Raw genomic sequence first — 16,176 nt, forward strand, 5'->3', positions numbered from 1 at the left:
TCTCCCAGGATGCCCGGGCTTTCAGGCCGGGGAGGAATGGGTCCTTGGGTCGGAGCCGCGAAGCGGCGGAGTTGGCTGCGCATCTGTTCTGACCTGTGCTCTCTTTCATTGTCGGTGGGGGCTGTTAGGTTCCGCAGCGTGACGACGACAGCAGTGACCGGGCAGGAGTCCGGGTACGCCCGGTACACCTACCGGCTGCGTGTGTCCGCGACCGCGTGTGCCGGTCTGGAGGCGGAGTGGGCGCGTTGCCGGTGGGTGTGGAATGAGTGCGTGGCGGTGTCCCGCAAGGTCCACGGCTTGAACAGGACCGCCGGGCAGAAGATCACGTGTGGCCCGGCGCAGCTCGACAGGATGCTGACCGAGGCGAGGCGGTCGATGGCGTGGCTGCGGGAGGGCAGTTCGGTGCCGCAGCAGCAGGTCATCCGGGACTTCGCCAAGGCCCGCGTCAAAGCGTTGAAGGACATCGCGGCGCGGCTGCCGATGCGGCGGCGTGCCGGGATGCCCCGGATCAAGCGCAAGCGCGAGGCCGCCCCGTCGCTGAACTACACCACCCGCGGCTTTCGGCTCAAGGACGGACGCCTGCACCTGGCGGGCGGCATCGTGCTCACGGTGGTGTGGTCCCGTGACCTGCCCGCAGTCCCCACGTCGGTACGGGTGTACCGGGACAGCCTCGGTCACTGGTACGCCTCGTTCGTCGTCGCCGTCGAGGTGCAGCCGCTGCCCGCCACCGGCGCAGTGATCGGTATCGACTGGGGTGTCAAGGAGACCGCGACCACGACCAGCGACGCCCACGACCTGCCGCACGCCCATCATGGGAAGAGCGCCGCGCAGCGCCTCGCGCGGTACCAGAAGATGATGGCCCGCCGGCGTACCCCAAGGAACAGGCCCGACACCGACGGTTACCGCAAGGCCCGCCAGGCCGCTGCGAAGGTGTCCAAGAAGATCGCCCGTCGGCGGCAGGAAACCGCCCGCAAGTGGGCCAAGCGCGTCGTGCGCGACCATGACGCGATCGCGGTCGAGGACTTCCGGCCGAAGTTCCTGGCGAAGACCACCATGGCGCGCAAGGCCGCGGACGCCGCGATCGGCGCCACGAAGCAGGCCCTGATCGAGATGGGCCGCAAGCACGGGCGGGACGTCCGCCTGGTGCATCCCGCGCACACCACCATGGACTGCGCGTCGTGCGGAGCGAGAACCAAGCACGCACTTCCTCTTTCGGAACGTACCTACACCTGCACCGCGTGCGAAGCCGTCTTCCCCAGGGACAAGAACTCCGCCCGCGTGATGCTGGTCCGGGCTGGTCTCAACCCGGCTGGTGCCGATCGTGTAAGCGCTGGAGGACCGCTGGTCCCCAGCCCACGTGAGCCAGAAATCCCCGTCCCTTAGGACGGGGAGGACGTCAACGTGTCGCCTCCTGCCGTGCCGATTCCCCACCGTGCGTCACGGCGTCCGTGCCCGGTGCGGGAGCCGTGATCGCGGCGCGCCGGTGCCGCGGCGGCAGGACGGCGGTGAACAGGATCATGGCGACCCACACCCCGCAGGCCAGGAGTGCGGCCGTCCGGTAGCCGTCACCCGTGGGCAGCGCGTTTCCGGCGGCGGTGTGGGCCTGCAGGATCGTGGCGCTCAGCACGCTTCCGGTGGAGTAGCCGACGTAGCGCAGCACCTGGTTGAAGCTCATCGCACTGCCCGTCTCGTGTGCGGGTACGGAACCCACGATCATGCCGGGCATGACGGCGAACATCCAGCCGACCCCGAAGCCGGCCACCGTCATGATGACGAACAGCTCCCACAGCTGCCCGCGGGCCAGGGCGAAGACCAGCACGGCGGCCAGGGAGACCGCGCCCCCGAGCGACAGCACCAGTGCGGTGGGCGCCCGTCGGGCCAGCAGCGGCACGACCCGGCCGGCGGCCATGCTGGCGAGGGAGAAGGGCAGCAGCACCAGCCCGGTGACGGCCACCGAGGCGCCGAATCCGTAACCGGCCTCGCGCGGCGTCTGCACGAACCGGGTGACCAGCGACAGCAGCAGGTACATCCCGAGGCCGGCCACCAGCGCGGTCACGTTCGCGGTGAGTACCGTGCGGTCCTTGGTCAGCCGCAGGTCGACCAGCGGCCGTGCCGTCCGCAGCTCGTGCACGACCCACAGTGCGAGCAGCAGGACGCTGCCCGCGACCAGGGCGAGCAGCCGCGCCGAGTCCCAGCCCCAGAGCTCGGCCTCGCTCAGGGCGAGCAGCAGTCCCGCGAGTCCGGTGCCGAGCAGCACCGCACCCGGCACGTCCAGCCGCGGGGCGGCGCGGCGCGGGGACGGCGGCAGGACCACGGCCGCCGCCACCAGCGCGGCGGCGCTGACCGCCGCCCCGAACCAGAATCCGGCGTACAGCCCGTAGGACTGCGCGATCAACCCGGTCACCGGGTATCCCAGGCCGACGCCGGCGACGGTGGTGATCGACAGCAGGGCCACCGCGGGGCGCGACCGTTCCGGCGGCAGGGCGTCGCGGGCGGTGGCGATCGCCAGCGGGGTGAGGCCCAGCCCGAGGCCCTGCAGCGCGCGCCCGGTCACCAGACAGCCGATGCCCAGCGGCAGCGCCGCCAGGACACAGCCGGTGAGCACCGCGACCAGGGCCCCGAGGATCACCGGGCGTCGGCGTGGACCGTCCCCCAGCCGTCCCATCACCGGTGTGACGACGGCGCCCACGAGCAGCGTGACGGTCAGCGACCACTGGGCGTCGCTCAGGGAGACGTGCTCCTCGGCGGCGATGGTCGGCACCAGCGGGGCGCCGAGGCTGCTGACCACGGCGACCAGCATGCCGAGCGAGACCAGCACGGGAACCAGCGCTCGCTGCCGCGCGGACCGGGGCTCCGCCATCGCGGGATTCTCCACGACTCTCCTCGATGTCATCATGCGATGTCTTCAGCTGAAGTCATCGCATGATGACAATATTCCCGGCACCTCCCCGGCAGCGTCCTCCCTGGCCGGGGAGGGGCGGGCCGCGTCTCCGTCGAGGAGCTGCGGCGCAAGCACGCCGACGCGTGCTGCAGCCGATCTGCGACAAACCCGTCCATCAGGAATGCGGTGCGGCCCGAGATTCCCCCGGATCGCCCCTGCGAGCTGATGACGGGTCAGAAAAGGATTGATGGAAGCCGCCACCCAAGATGCGGTCCGCAATTCCGCCGGACGCCGGGAAGGCGGCATTGGGGCGTGCCGCAGGCGGGTTCTACGGATGCGGCGGGTCACGTCAGGACATTTCCGGCGGACGAACCTATCGCGCCGGTGAGTTGTCAGTGAATGGGCTGCTGACCAGCGTAAATGCCGTCCGGGAACCTTGATCGACCCTCCGGGGTGCTGGCGGCTTTCCGTCGCGTGTCGTATTCACGCCCTCGATACGTGCAGTGACCACTCACGAGTAACAGAAGCCCAGCGTTCACTCAGCGAACACGCTACAACACCAATTCCCCTCCAAAACGCCCAACAATCGGGGCTGGCGTGCACGTGCAGCATTCGTGCGATGACGTTCGGTCACCATCGGTGCCGATTCTTCCTTGTTGACATGAACAGAGCGGAACTCGCTAATGGGCTCCGGTGAACGCTCGGACGTTCGCCGTCGCCCGGGAGCCGTACACGGCTCTATCCCTGCACGCACGCATGGGAGTCACGTTGCGCAGACCAGCGAGAACCACCAACCCCCTCCGCCGGACGGTGACCAGAGGACTGGCCGTCCTCGGCGCCGCCGCCATGGCGGTGCTCGGAGTACAAGCACCGGCATTAGCCACAGGGGCCGCAGGCGCGAAGTCCGCCACCTCGGCCTCCGACGGCCGCCCCTCCTTCGAACCCACCTGTGACGATGCCAAGCCCGGCCACTTCAGCTGCTTCGCCCTGCGCCGCACCGATGTGAAGCCGGTCAAGGGCCTGCTGCGGGCGGCCGACACCCCGGCCGGCTACGGTGCCGCCGATCTGCAGAGCGCCTACGACCTGCCCGCCGACGGGGGCGCCGGACAGACCGTCGCCATCGTGGACGCCTTCGACGACCCGACCGCCGAAGCGGACCTCGCCGTCTACCGGGCGCAGTTCGGGCTGCCGGCCTGCACCACGGACAACGGCTGCTTCCGCAAGGTCGACCAGCGCGGCGGCACCGACTACCCCGTACCGGACCCCGGCTGGGCCGGTGAGATCTCGCTCGACGTCGACATGGTCTCCGCGATCGCGCCCAACGCGCACATCCTGCTGGTCGAGGCCGACGACAACAGCTTCGAGAGCCTGTCCGCCGCCGTCGACCAGGCGGTCGCGCTCGGTGCGAAGTACGTCTCGAACTCCTACGGCACCGACTACCGCGGCGGGAACGGCGAGGACCCGTCCGAGACCACGGACCTGGACGCCCACTACAACCACCCCGGCGTCGCGATCACCGCGTCCACCGGCGACTACGGCTACGGCGTGAGCTACCCGGCCGCCTCGCAGTACGTGACCGCGGTCGGCGGCACCACACTGACCCGCGCGCCGTCCACCCCCCGCGGATGGACCGAGGACGCCTGGAGCCTGGCCGGTTCCGGCTGCTCGCTGTACGAGCCCAAGCCCGCCTTCCAGCACGACACCGGCTGCGACAACCGCGCACTCGCCGACGTCTCGGCCGTCGCGGAGGACGTGGCGGTCTACCAGACCTACGGCCACAACGGCTGGGCGGTCTACGGCGGCACCAGCGTCTCGTCGCCCATCATCGCCTCGGTGTACGCCGCCGCCGGCACCCCCGTCGCCGGCTCGTACCCGAACGCGTACCCGTACGAGGCCGGCACCGGACTCAACGACATCACCACCGGCAGCAACGGCAGTTGCTCCCCGTCGTACCTGTGCAACGGAGCCACCGGCTTCGACGGCCCGACGGGCCTCGGCACGCCCGCCGGCCTGAACGCGTTCCGTACCGGCGCGCACGGTGTGATCGCCGGAGCCGTGACCGACAGCGCCACCGGCAAGGCGGTCAGCGGTGCCACCGTCACGGCGGGCACCGGCATCGCCCACACCGACGCCTCCGGCGCCTACTCCCTGACCGTGCCCACCGGCACCTACGACGTCTCCGTCGAGGCGTTCGGCTACGCCGACGGCTCGGCCGACGGGATCGTGGTCGACGAGGACGCCACGGTCACCAAGAACTTCAGCCTCTCCCCGGTGCCGAGCCAGACGGTCGCCGGCAAGGTCACCGACGGCTCCGGCCACGGCTGGCCGCTCTACGCCAAGATCACCGCGGACGGCGTCCCCGGCATGGTGTGGACCGATCCCGCGACCGGTGCGTACAGCCTGGACCTGCCCCAGGGGCACTCCTACACCCTGCACGTCGCTTCGGCGACGCCCGGCTACAAGACCGTCAGCAAGACGATCACCGTCGGCGACTCGGCGCAGACGGTGGGCATCGCGGTCCCGGTCGACTCCTGGACGGCGAACCCGCCCGGATACCGGGTCGACGTGACCGGCACCACCGAACCGTTCGACGCCACCGACGCCCCGCCCGCCGACTGGACGGTGGACAAAGCCAAGGACACCACGGGCGGCTGGCAGTTCGACGACCCGGGCGACCGCGGCAACCACACCGGCGGTGACGGCGCGTTCGCCGTCATCGACAGCGACCACTTCGGCGGCGGCGTCACCCAGGACACCTCGCTGATCAGCCCGGTCTACGACTTCACCGGCAAGAACGACCCCGAGGTCGCCTTCGACACCGAGTACAAGCAGTACGGCGGCCAGTCCGCGGCCGTCGAGGCGACCGCGGACGGCGGCAAGACCTGGGCCAAGATCTGGTCGCCCGGCTCGGACGTCACCGGCGACCACATCGAGGCCTCGCTGTCCGACTTCGCGGGCAAGTCCGAGGTGCAGCTGCGCTTCCACTTCACCGGGAGCTTCGGCTGGTGGTGGGCCGTCGACAACGTTTTCATCGGCAACCGGCAGCTCACCCCCGTCCCCGCCGGCCTGGTCGTGGGCACCGTGACCGACGCCAACACCGGTGGCGGCATCGTCGGTGCCACCGTCACCAGCCAGGACAAGCCCACCGAGAAGACCACCACCGGGGCCACCCCCGACGACCCGAACCTCCCCGACGGTTACTACTCGTTCGTCTCGTCCGCCTTCGGCAGCCACCCCTACACCGCGGCCAAGGCGAAGTACACCTCGCTGACCAAGACCGCCAAGGCCGGGGCCGACAGCGCCGTCCAGGCGAACTTCAAGCTCAAGGCCGGTCAGGTCGCCATCACCCCGGCCTCCGTCTCCGCCTCCGTCGCCTGGGGCGGGGCCAAGACGCAGAAGCTGACCGTCAGGAACACCGGCGGCGCCGCCGCCACGGTCAAGCTCGGCGAACAGGCCGGCGGCTTCACCCAACAGGCCAAGGGCGCCGCGCTGCAGAACGTCAAGGGCAACTTCAACCCGCTGTCCAGCAACGCCCGGGCACCGGCCGACACGGCCAAGCCCGCCGCGGCGACCCCTGCCGACGACACCTGGCAGACCGCCCCGGACCTGCCGACCGCCCTCATGGACAACGCGGTCGACACCCTGGACGGCAAGGTCTACTCGGCCTTCGGGTACAACGGATCGACCGACGTCAAGGACCTGTACGTCCTCGACCCGGTCGCCGGCAGCTGGACCAAGCTGGCGAGCGCGTCCGACACCCGTGAGGACCCCGCCCACGGGTTCATCGACGGCAAGCTCTACGCCGTCGGCGGCTGGGGCCCGACCGGCACCCCGGACGCCAAACTCGAGATCTACGACCCCGCCTCGGACAGCTGGACCACCGGCGCGTCCGCGCCCAAGCCGTACGCCGGCTCCGGCACCGCCGTCCTGGACGGCAAGCTCTACATGATCGGCGGATGCACCTCCGACTCCTGCGGCACCACGGACGCGAGCGTCTACGACGCGGGCACCGACAGCTGGTCCCAGATCGCGGCCTACCCCGAGCCCATCTCGTGGGAGGCGTGCGGCGCCATCGACGGCCAGATCTACTGCGCCGGTGGTCTGGGCGCCAGCGAGAACGACGTCATCCACACCTACGCCTACGACCCGGGCGCCGACAGCTGGTCGCAGCTCGCGGACGTCCCGGCCCCGCAGTGGGGTACCCACTACTCCGCGGCCAACGGGCGCCTGCTGCTGGTCGGCGGAATCGGCAACAACGCCCTCACCAACCGGAGCCAGGCCTTCGACCCGAGGTCCGGCACCTGGGCCGCCCTGCCCAACGCCAACGTCGCCACCTACCGCGGCGGCGGCGCACCCGGCTTCTACAAGGTCGGCGGCGGCAACGCCCCCGGCAGGCCGATCAGCAAGGTCGAGCTGCTGCCCGGCTACGACCAGGGCGGGGCGAGCGACGTCGACTGGCTGAGCACCAGCGTCCAGGAGCTCACCCTGCAGCCCGGGGCCAGCACGACCGTCACCGTCTCGCTGGACGCCACGGCTCCCTCCGTGACCCAGCCCGGTGACCTCACCGCCGGCCTGAGCGTGGGCACCGACACGCCGTATGCGGTGCCGCGCATCCCGGTCAGCCTGCACGTCGACCCGCCCAAGACCTGGGGGAAGATCACCGGTCTCGTCCTGGGCAACAAGGCCACCGGCGGCACCGCACCCCTGGCCGGCGCGACCGTGCAGATCGACAGCTGGGCCTCGTCCTACACGCTCACCACGTCCGCCGACGGCACGTACGGACTGTGGCTCGACGTCCGCAACAACCCGCTCACCGTCATCGTCGCCAAGGACGGCTACCAGCCGACCGTCACGACGGTGAAGCTGAAGAAGGGAGCGACGGTCACCGCCAACTTCACCCTCAAGCGCAAGTAACCGGGAAAAGCGCCGGGGACGGCGCCGACGGCCCGTGCAACGGGCCGTCGGCGCACCGCGGACGTGAACGCCGAGCCGGCCGCGGGAGATGGACGTCCGCGGCCACGGCGCACCCCCGAACGGGGGTGCGCCGTGGCCGTGTGGTGGGTCAGCCGATGGTGCCGGTCAGGCCGGCCGAGAGGATGGTGGTCCGGTCGCGGGTCGATTGAACGGTGGAACCAGGGTGGTCGGGTTACCGGCGGGCCGCTGAGATCCGGCCGTCGAAGGTGATGCCGAAGGCGTTCAACGCGGTCTTCCACCGCAGCCTTCAGCCCTCTCACCGCCCGCCGACCGCGCCGGTCGCCGCTCGGTGTCCTCGGACGCGGCGGCGGTGTTCGAGCCGCGCACCGGCGGAGCGGGGCTTCGAGGAAGCGACTTGGCCGAGGCCCGGCTGGCTGCTAAATGCGTTGATCCTCCCGGACCGGCGGCTCACTGCCGCAGATGCTTGACGAGCCGGCGCATCTCCGCGGACGGGGCGACACCGAACTCGCGCATCGCCGCCGAGTACCGCTGATACAGCGTCAGCACGGCGTCGTCGCTACCGCTTGCGTGCGCCAGAGAGATCGACAGCTGCCAGGCCTGCTCACGGTACGGGTTGACCTTGAGTACATCGTCCACCAACTGCCGGGCCTCTCGGTACCTGCTGAGCCGGAGGGCCAGTCTGGCCGCTTCGATACGGCCGCTGGTGACCCTGTCGCTGATCTCGGACCGGCGTTGCTCCGCCCATCCGCTGGTCAGCGTCGACAGGTACGGTCCCCGGTCGGCGTGGGCGAACGCCTCGGTCATGGTGCGCAGGCGGATCTCTCCGTCCTGGTGGTCTGCCTGGGCCAGTGCGTCCAGCACGACCTGCGCCGTGCCGCAGACCAGGTCAGGGTATGCGAGGTAGAGCTGGTTCCCGTCCTGTTGTGGGACGAGGTCCTCGGGGAGTACTTCGCGGAGCCGATAGACAACCTGGCGCAGGTAGTTGCGTCCGGCGGCTTTGCTTTGGTTGTCGAACAGCGCGTCCAGAACCTCCTGCTTGGACACTGCGCGTCGCGCGCTGAGCAGGTAACTGAGCAACTCTATGCTCTTGCTCAGCCGCAGCGCCGACTGCTGCCCGTCGACGATGAGAACGGGTTCGCCGAACTCCTCCAGCAGCAGACGTGGGGCCCTGGCGGTCACCCGCAGTGTCTCCTGTCTGGACAGCGCGGAGGTGAGCTCGTGCCAGCGCGACATCCGGGTCGGAGAGGCGTCCGCTTCCCTGGCTGCCACAGCAGGCACGTCGGTCAGCGCGCTGAGCAGCAGATGCTGTGATCCCTGCGCCGCGGACTCCGCCAGCGCGAGTTCGGCGGCGGCGTCGGATGCGTCCTCTTCACCGAGACGCCAATAAGTCTCGGCCAAATAGGCTGCCGCAGTGGCGAGCTCGAGACGCCGGTCGCCGCGCCGCATTCCTTCGACGCACGCCTCCAGCGCTTCGCGTGCCTCGGCGTTGCGGTTCCGCAGAAGGAGGGACAGACCACGCCACAGTAGGCACAGCTCGCGGCTGAACGCGTAGTCAGCCGCTCCGCACGCCTCCGCCTCGGCGAGCGCACGGTCGGCCGCCTCGGTGTCCTGGTGGAGTCGTAGGCACAGTTTGGCCTCGTTCAGCAGTCCGTAGACCCGGTAGACCCGGGAGCCCGTCTCGGCGATCAGCCGGTGTCCTCGTTCCAGGGCGGCGCTCGCCTCGTCGCCCCGGCCGAGATCAATCATGAGGTCGACAGCGTCGAACGCGTGCAGCCAAGGTGGCTGCCATGAATCGCGGCGTACCTCGTACATCTCCATGGCCTCGTGCAGGCGACCGGTCGCCCGCAGTCCGGCGATGACCCACGGCGCGCCGAGCACGGTCCGCCACGGATCCAGGGCGGCGGGCCGGTCGAGTCCGCTCAGGCGGCCTCGTACGTATCCGATCCGCATGAGCATCCCGTCGGCCGTGCCGGAGGGGGTCGGCGTGTAGTCGGGGAAAGGCGGCGCGGTGCCGTCGGCCAACGCCAGCAGGTTCTCGGCGGCCTCTCGGGAACGGCCGGCGGGCAGCCTGTCGGCCAGCGCGCGTGCCTCGGCAAGTCGGCCGGAGTGCCACAGGCACCACGTCGCCAGTAGCAGTGCTTCATCGAAATGCGGTGAGCCGGGTGACGGCAACCAGTCCTGGCCGTGCCGGTCGAGTAGTTCGTTGCCACGTCCGCAGTGTTCGAGGGCGAAGGACACACGCAGGACCATGGTGCCGACTTCGGGTGTGGGCGTTCTGCTGGAGGCGTTCAGCGCGTCCAGCCAACGGGCCGCCAGTGCGAAGTCCATCCGGCCTACGAGGTCGGGGAGGGCGACTGCGGCCTGCCGCCACGCGTCCTCGGTCTCACCCAGTTGCAGGAGCGCATCGACGGCCTCCTCCAGCTCTCCGCGCTGCACCAGCAGGTCCGCGTGCCGACGGTGCAGGTGGCGTACGGTGTCCGGATCCTCCGTCCTGGCCAGTTCGTCTGCCAGGAACTCGCGGAACTGGGGATGAGGGGTCAGCCGGCTGCCGTCCTGGGACCACGCGACGGGCAGCCGCTTGACCCGCAGGCAGGCCATCAGCCGGACCGCGTCGGTCTGGCCCAGTGCCACCGCGTCGGCGACCGAGATCTCCGCCAGCGGACTGGTGTGCAGCAAGAAGGTGCGCTCGGCCGCGGAGAGGGTGCGGAGGATGTTGGCCGACAGGTAGCCGCGCAGGGCGTCGGACTTGTCACTGGTCACCTCCGCGGTCCGCCAGCCCTCGAACAGCACTCCCGCCACCCATCCCCCCGTCATCTTGACGATGCCCTGGACGTCGGCGTCGGAGTGGCCGATCAGCCGTAGGGCCGCCGCCACCTCGCCGGCGTCGAACGCGAGGTCCCTCTCACCCAGTTCTCCGACCCGAGCCATGTCGCTGATCGAGCCGATGTCCAGCGGAACGCTGGTACGCGATATCAGCACCAGGGTGACGTCGCCGGGCAGGTACCTGGCCAGCGCCGACAACACGACGAACGATCCCTCGTCGGCGGTGATCCGCTCGACGTTGTCGCACACCAGCACCAGGTGGCTGCCCTGCAGGCTCTCCGCCAGCAGCCCCGCGGCCTCGCCGATCTGGATCCCGCTCCGCAGGGCGTCGGAGGCGACGCGGGCGGCGGCCGGGACGTACTGCTCGACCGCGGCTTCGAGGTACACCAGCAACCGGCCGGGAGCCTGCTCCGTTCCATCGAGCGACAGCCAGGCGACGGGGCGGTCGAGATCGCGTAGCGCCGAGGCGACGGCCGTGGTCTTGCCACCACCGGCGGTCGCGCACACCGTGACCACGGGATGCCGGTCGATGAGGGATCGGATGCACCCGGTCAGCCGGTCCCGCGGGACGATGCCGTCACCGGGCTCGGGTGCCGCGAGCTTTCGCCGGATCACCATCGGCCGGTTGCCCGCCCCACAACTGGGATCGTCGTCCATCGTGGCCCGCCTCACTCAGAGTCACAACACATGCACCCTCGTCGGGTCGGTCATCGCTGCTGCCGGGCAGAGCCGGACGACCCCACGCCGTCAATATTCGGTAGCGCGATGTACCTGGGTCAAGCTCGGTTTCGCAGCCATTAACGGGGATGGTGGCTCCATCCCGTCAAGCGGCGTCTCCTGACTGGGCTTACGGTGCCTGGGCTTGTTTCCCTGAGGGCCCGTCGGCTTCTTCTACGGCGCCGTTTCGAGCCGATGCGTGACTTTGGCTCGTTTCGTCGAAGCCGTCACAGCGCGCCTTGTGAGTGGCCTATTCCCTGAAGTGGTCATCTGCGGTCAGAAGCCGCGAGGCACCAGCGCTCGTTTGTCGACCGTTAAGCGAATTTCGCTGGGGAAAGCCGAGCCGTCAATCGTCCTTGCTGCATGGTCGGCGGCGACGGATGCTTACGGGAACGATATGCACGCCGTGACCCAGTGGGGAAGTGCAAATGACTCCAGATATGCGACTTGACGGACGGCCGGCGCTTATCGCGCGACGGCGCAGCCACACCGGCAGGGAACAGCCGGCCCGGCGGTTCACCTGTGTGGCCCCGGTCGATGCCCTGATGGTCAGTTGCGACGACAGGATGGCCGCCATCGCCCGCCAGGCACTGCCGCACGTGCGGAACGCTGTCCACGGTGGGCACAGCCGTCCGAGCGCGGATCAGAGACGATGACCTCCCGGATTCTCGATGGCAAGGCCATCGCAGCTGAGATCAAGTCCGATCTGACCGCCCGCGTGGCGGCACTCGGAGAGAAGGGCATCACGCCCGGCCTCGGCACCATCCTGATCGGGGACGACCCAGGCAGCCAGAAGTACGTCGCCGGCAAGCACCGGGACTGTGCTCAGGTCGGCCTCGCCTCTATCCAGCGCGAGCTGCACGGTACGGCGACCCAGGAGGAGATCGAGGCAGTCGTACGTGCGCTGAACGAGGACCCGGCCTGCACCGGTTACATCGTTCAACTGCCCCTGCCGAAGGGCATCGACGAGAACGCCATCCTCGAGATGATGGACCCCGGCAAGGACGCGGACGGCCTGCACCCGATGAACCTGGGCCGCCTGGTCCTGAACGAGCCCGCCCCGCTGCCCTGCACCCCCAATGGCATCCTGACGCTGCTCCGCCGCTACGGCGTGCAGATCAAAGGCGCCGAGGTGGTGATCGTCGGCCGCGGAGTGACCATCGGCCGTCCGATGCCGCTGCTGCTCACCCGGCACAGCGAGAACGCCACCGTGACCCAGTGCCACACCGGCACCCGAGACCTCTCCGCACATCTCAAGCGGGCCGACATCATCATCGCGGCCGCCGGCTCACCTCACTTGATACGGTCCGAGGATGTCAAGCCGGGCGCCGCTGTGCTCGACGTCGGCGTCTCCCGCACCGCCGAGGGCAAGATCCTCGGCGACGTCCACCCCGGTGTCGCCGAGGTCGCCGGCTGGATCTCCCCCAATCCGGGCGGCGTGGGTCCGATGACCCGCGCGCAACTCCTCGTCAACGTGGTCGAGGCGGCCGAGCGCAGCGCCGACTGAGGACGCCCGCGCCCGGCAGAGGGTCACCCGTACCCGCTGATCCTCAGTGGACCGTGGGGCCTGCAGGCGTGCTCACCTGTGCGGCATCCCGCCCGACTCCTGGGATGCCGCACAGGTGACCGTTCCTCCTCCTCGGCTCGATGCCGGACTGTCGGGCCTACGCGATCTGCCGACCCCGGGTTTCCGGGAGGGCCACCACCCCGACGATCACCAGGACGTACCCGAGGGCTCCTACACCCATGGCCGCCTTCAACCCGAACACCGAGGAGAGAGCGCCCACGATGGAAGGGAAGAAGGCGGCGACCCCTCGACCGAAGTTGTGGACGACCCCGACACCCGTGCCGCGCACCGGACTGGGGAACAGCTCGCTGAAGAACACGCCCGTACCGGCCAGCGATCCGCACGCCGCGGTTCCCAGCGGAACGCCCAGCACCAGGAGGAGGCCGTTGGCTCCCTGCGGAATCTGGGTGTACGCCACGATGCACACCACGCCGCTGACCGCGAAGAGGACGAACGTCGCCCGGCGGCCGATCCAGTCGTGCAGGAACCCCGAACTGAAGGACCCGGCTGGGGACGCGCCGGCCGTTGACGGGGACACGGCTTCGGTCATGAGGTTCTCCTGGACGTCGGGCTCGGAGGGTCGATCGCGATCGGGTGTGTAGCTCTCAGAGGGCGTTTGATCTAGGTGGATTGCCCTTTATCTACTAGTAAGTTCCTCGCCAGGTGGGTGTCGTCTCGTCCGTTATGCGCTTGGTGAGGTTGTCGATCGAGGCGACGTGGATCATGGCCTCGGAGCTGGCGGGCAGGGTCTCGTAGTCTCGGGCGAGGCGCCGGTGCAGCATGATCCAACCAATACTTCGTTCGACCACCCAGCGCCTTTTGACAACGTGAAAGCCGCGAACTCGCGGGTTTCTGTTGACGACTTCGACGTCGATTCCGAGGCTGGCGCCGTGCTCGATAACGGCGTTCTTGAAGCCGGTGTCGACCCAGCTCTTGGAGATGGTCGGGTAGGTCTTCTTGGCCTGGTCGAGGAGCTGGATTCCGACGGCGTTCTCGGACAGGCTCGCGGCGGTGACCGTGACGGCGAGGATGAGTCCGATCGTGTCGGTGAGGATGCCCCGTTTCCGGCCGACGATCTTTTTGGCCGCGTCGGTTCCCTGGCTGGTCAGGGGCACGTTGGTGGAGGTCTTCACGCTCTGGGTGTCGATCACGGAAGCGGTCGGTTCGGGCTTGCGCCCTTCCTTCACGCGGGCCAGACCGGTCAGGTCGTAGTTGAGCTGGGCGAGGATTCCCTCATCGCGCCAGGCGGCGTAGTAGGCGTAGACGCTGCCGTGGTTGGGGAAGTCGTGCGGGAGGTATTTCCAGGGGATTCCGGTGCGGTTGATGTAGAGGAGTGCGTTGAATACGTCGCGCAGGTCGACCTTGGCCGGCTGCCCGGTGGGCCTTCGGTCGAGCCGAGCCTTTCTCCAGGCCGTCAACGTCGGCTCGATTAAGGCCCATCGGGCGTCGGACAGGTCGCTGGGGTACGGCTTCCGCTGGCTCACGCCGTAGCGTGATCATGGATGTGGCGGACGGTTCCGTTCCGCTACTGCTGGGCGTTTCTGCCCGATCTTCAAACCAGACGGACTTCGTGCATGAGAGCCGGAGCAAACCGGCAGGCAATTTCGCAGATCGACGGGCGCGATGGTGTACGTATGGGATAAAAACCCTAAGTCTGGCAGCCGTGAAAGTTACTTACCGGCATAGAGCATCTCTAAATGCCCACTCATGAGCGGTTTTGTGGTGATCGGGCCGCGAGTCGCCGGGTGTCGCCTCACCTGAGGCGCGGGGTTCCGGGACTGCCTCGGCTCTGATCGGTCTCCACCGGGGGCTCCGGTGATCTCGAGATGGTCTTCGACCAGTGCGGCAGTTCCCTGTGGTGATCCCGGTAGCGGGCTCGAGCATCGCCGCCAGGGAGTTAATCCACTCGCAATGAGCGGGGGGCGCTCACCACCAGAGTCGCGTGACGAACGGACACGGGAGGCGCTTGCCGCTACTCGCGCGCGAGTGGTGCCGGCAGTTTGGAGGGACCGTTACCGGCGGGCACGGCTCTTTGGTGCGTACCCGCGAGCGCACGTGCCGCCGTCGCCGCCGGCGGGACGGCAAGCAACTCCTCGTCCCACGCGTCGTCCGGATCGACCCTTACCGATCCGGGCTCACGCCGGCCGGCTCTCCCTCAGCACACGTGATCGGCGCCGGCGCTGCCGTCAGTGGGCGGGAAGAACACCACGTGGGGCTCGACATTGCCGTCCAGGCGCAGGCTGTGATACATCGTCAGCACGTGGTTCACCCCGAGGGTCTCCACACCGCCCAGTCGGCCGGACCATTTGTCGATGACCGGCCCGGCCGCCTCCGCGGCCGCTCCCTCGTACATGGTCTTGAAGTACTCGTAGATGTGATCCGTTCCGACGGTGTCGCGTGCGAGGGCGCGCTTGACCGGGGTGAGTTCCAGCGCATGCCGGGCGGCGTCGTGAATGTCGTGCATGTACTCGCGCTGCGTCTCGACGTCCTGGCGCGTGCCGAGTCGGGTCAAGTGCCCGGTGATCATCGTGTCGAAGTCGAACGCGAGGGCGTGATCATGGTGCGCCATGAATCCGGGGATGTTCTTGGACTGTGCGATGTTGGTGAACGGCACCCACCCCGGGTAGATCACGTCCACCAGCATCAGGAGCTTCTGCCGGGGCAGATAGACGAAGCTGTTGCCCGGCGCGTGGTTGCTGCCCTTGTAGTGCATCTCCAGGACCTGGCCACCAACCTCCATCCGGTACGAGTCCTTGAAGGTCACGTCCGGAAGCCGACGCAGGGGGTCGTTGGCCGCCCGCAGCATCGCATGGGTCTCCTGCTGCGCGATCCGGATGGTCTCATCGGGAAACTGGTCGACCCTCCCGATGTGGTCGCCGTGGAAATGCGTGTACACCACGTGAGTGATGGGCTTGCTGGTCACGTCGCGGATCGCGCGGGTGACCAGGCCGCCGAGCGAGGGGGGCGCGTCGATGGCGATCACCTCCTCGTCGCACACGACGAACGCGCACTGGTAGCCGCCGTCGGTAACCCAGTGGACGCCGTCGACGACCTCCTCGACCAGGTAGCCGGAAGGTGGCACCGTGGGACCGAGCGCGTTCTGGGGGACGAGGGGGACGTCGATTCCGCGGGCTGTCTGCGTCATCGTTGCTCACTTTCGGGTGGAGGAATCACGGGGCCTGACGGAGTCGCAGGCCGTGCATGGGCGCACGTCATGTTGCGTGGGCCGTGTGCCGGAGGCGGGGCGGGGCGA

General features: G+C 69.0%; 8 protein-coding genes. 3 read left to right on the forward strand and 5 right to left on the reverse strand.

Translation table 11 applies throughout. The features are described 5' to 3' along the window. Nucleotides 1-138: 138 nt before the first annotated feature. Nucleotides 139-1,383: an RNA-guided endonuclease InsQ/TnpB family protein gene (locus AC1VWI_RS42170; RefSeq protein ID WP_499516356.1), complete on the forward strand. Its 1,245-nt coding sequence runs from the start codon at nt 139-141 to the stop codon at nt 1,381-1,383. 13 nt (nt 1,384-1,396) lie between these two features. Here AC1VWI_RS42170 and AC1VWI_RS42175 read toward each other — a convergent pair whose 3' ends face one another. After that, entirely contained in the window at nt 1,397-2,860 is a 1,464-nt protein-coding gene (locus AC1VWI_RS42175) for an MFS transporter (protein ID WP_499516357.1), read from the reverse strand. Nucleotides 2,861-3,727: 867 nt separating this feature from the next. Here AC1VWI_RS42175 and AC1VWI_RS42180 point away from each other — a divergent pair. Further along, nucleotides 3,728-7,795 carry a carboxypeptidase regulatory-like domain-containing protein gene (locus AC1VWI_RS42180; protein WP_499517048.1) on the forward strand — a complete coding sequence of 1,356 codons (4,068 nt, stop codon included), beginning with the start codon at nt 3,728-3,730 and terminating at the stop codon, nt 7,793-7,795. Between the two features lie 468 nt (nt 7,796-8,263). Here the strand turns inward: AC1VWI_RS42180 and AC1VWI_RS42185 are convergent, their stop codons facing one another. After that, nucleotides 8,264-11,296, reverse strand: a complete 3,033-nt coding sequence (locus AC1VWI_RS42185) for an AfsR/SARP family transcriptional regulator (protein ID WP_499516358.1) — start codon at nt 11,294-11,296, stop codon at nt 8,264-8,266. Between the two features lie 712 nt (nt 11,297-12,008). On the opposite strand from AC1VWI_RS42185, the gene AC1VWI_RS42190 reads away from it, so the two are divergent. After that, nucleotides 12,009-12,863, forward strand: a complete 855-nt coding sequence (locus AC1VWI_RS42190) for a bifunctional methylenetetrahydrofolate dehydrogenase/methenyltetrahydrofolate cyclohydrolase (protein ID WP_499516359.1) — start codon at nt 12,009-12,011, stop codon at nt 12,861-12,863. Nucleotides 12,864-13,020: 157 nt separating this feature from the next. Here the strand turns inward: AC1VWI_RS42190 and AC1VWI_RS42195 are convergent, their stop codons facing one another. The 3 genes from AC1VWI_RS42195 to AC1VWI_RS42205 form a co-directional block, all read right to left on the reverse strand. After that, entirely contained in the window at nt 13,021-13,473 is a 453-nt protein-coding gene (locus tag AC1VWI_RS42195) for a hypothetical protein (RefSeq protein WP_499516360.1), read from the reverse strand. 94 nt (nt 13,474-13,567) lie between these two features. Further along, nucleotides 13,568-14,407 (reverse strand): IS5 family transposase, encoded by an 840-nt coding sequence (locus AC1VWI_RS42200; protein WP_499516361.1) that lies wholly within the window; start codon nt 14,405-14,407, stop codon nt 13,568-13,570. Between the two features lie 671 nt (nt 14,408-15,078). Continuing rightward, nucleotides 15,079-16,068: an MBL fold metallo-hydrolase gene (locus AC1VWI_RS42205; RefSeq protein WP_499516362.1), complete on the reverse strand. Its 990-nt coding sequence runs from the start codon at nt 16,066-16,068 to the stop codon at nt 15,079-15,081. Nucleotides 16,069-16,176 lie beyond the last annotated feature (108 nt).

Source organism: Streptomyces sp. TOM-9 (genome assembly GCF_056858595.1).

Excerpts from the sequence above, each read along its gene's own strand:
- AC1VWI_RS42175 (WP_499516357.1), bottom strand. The coding sequence starts at position 2,860 with ATGGCGGAGCCCCGGTCCGCGCGGCAGCGAGCGCTGGTTCCCGTGCTG.
- AC1VWI_RS42180 (WP_499517048.1), top strand. The coding sequence starts at position 3,728 with ATGGCGGTGCTCGGAGTACAAGCACCGGCATTAGCCACAGGGGCCGCA.
- AC1VWI_RS42185 (WP_499516358.1), bottom strand. The coding sequence starts at position 11,296 with ATGGACGACGATCCCAGTTGTGGGGCGGGCAACCGGCCGATGGTGATC.
- AC1VWI_RS42190 (WP_499516359.1), top strand. The coding sequence starts at position 12,009 with ATGACCTCCCGGATTCTCGATGGCAAGGCCATCGCAGCTGAGATCAAG.
- AC1VWI_RS42195 (WP_499516360.1), bottom strand. The coding sequence starts at position 13,473 with ATGACCGAAGCCGTGTCCCCGTCAACGGCCGGCGCGTCCCCAGCCGGG.
- AC1VWI_RS42205 (WP_499516362.1), bottom strand. The coding sequence starts at position 16,068 with ATGACGCAGACAGCCCGCGGAATCGACGTCCCCCTCGTCCCCCAGAAC.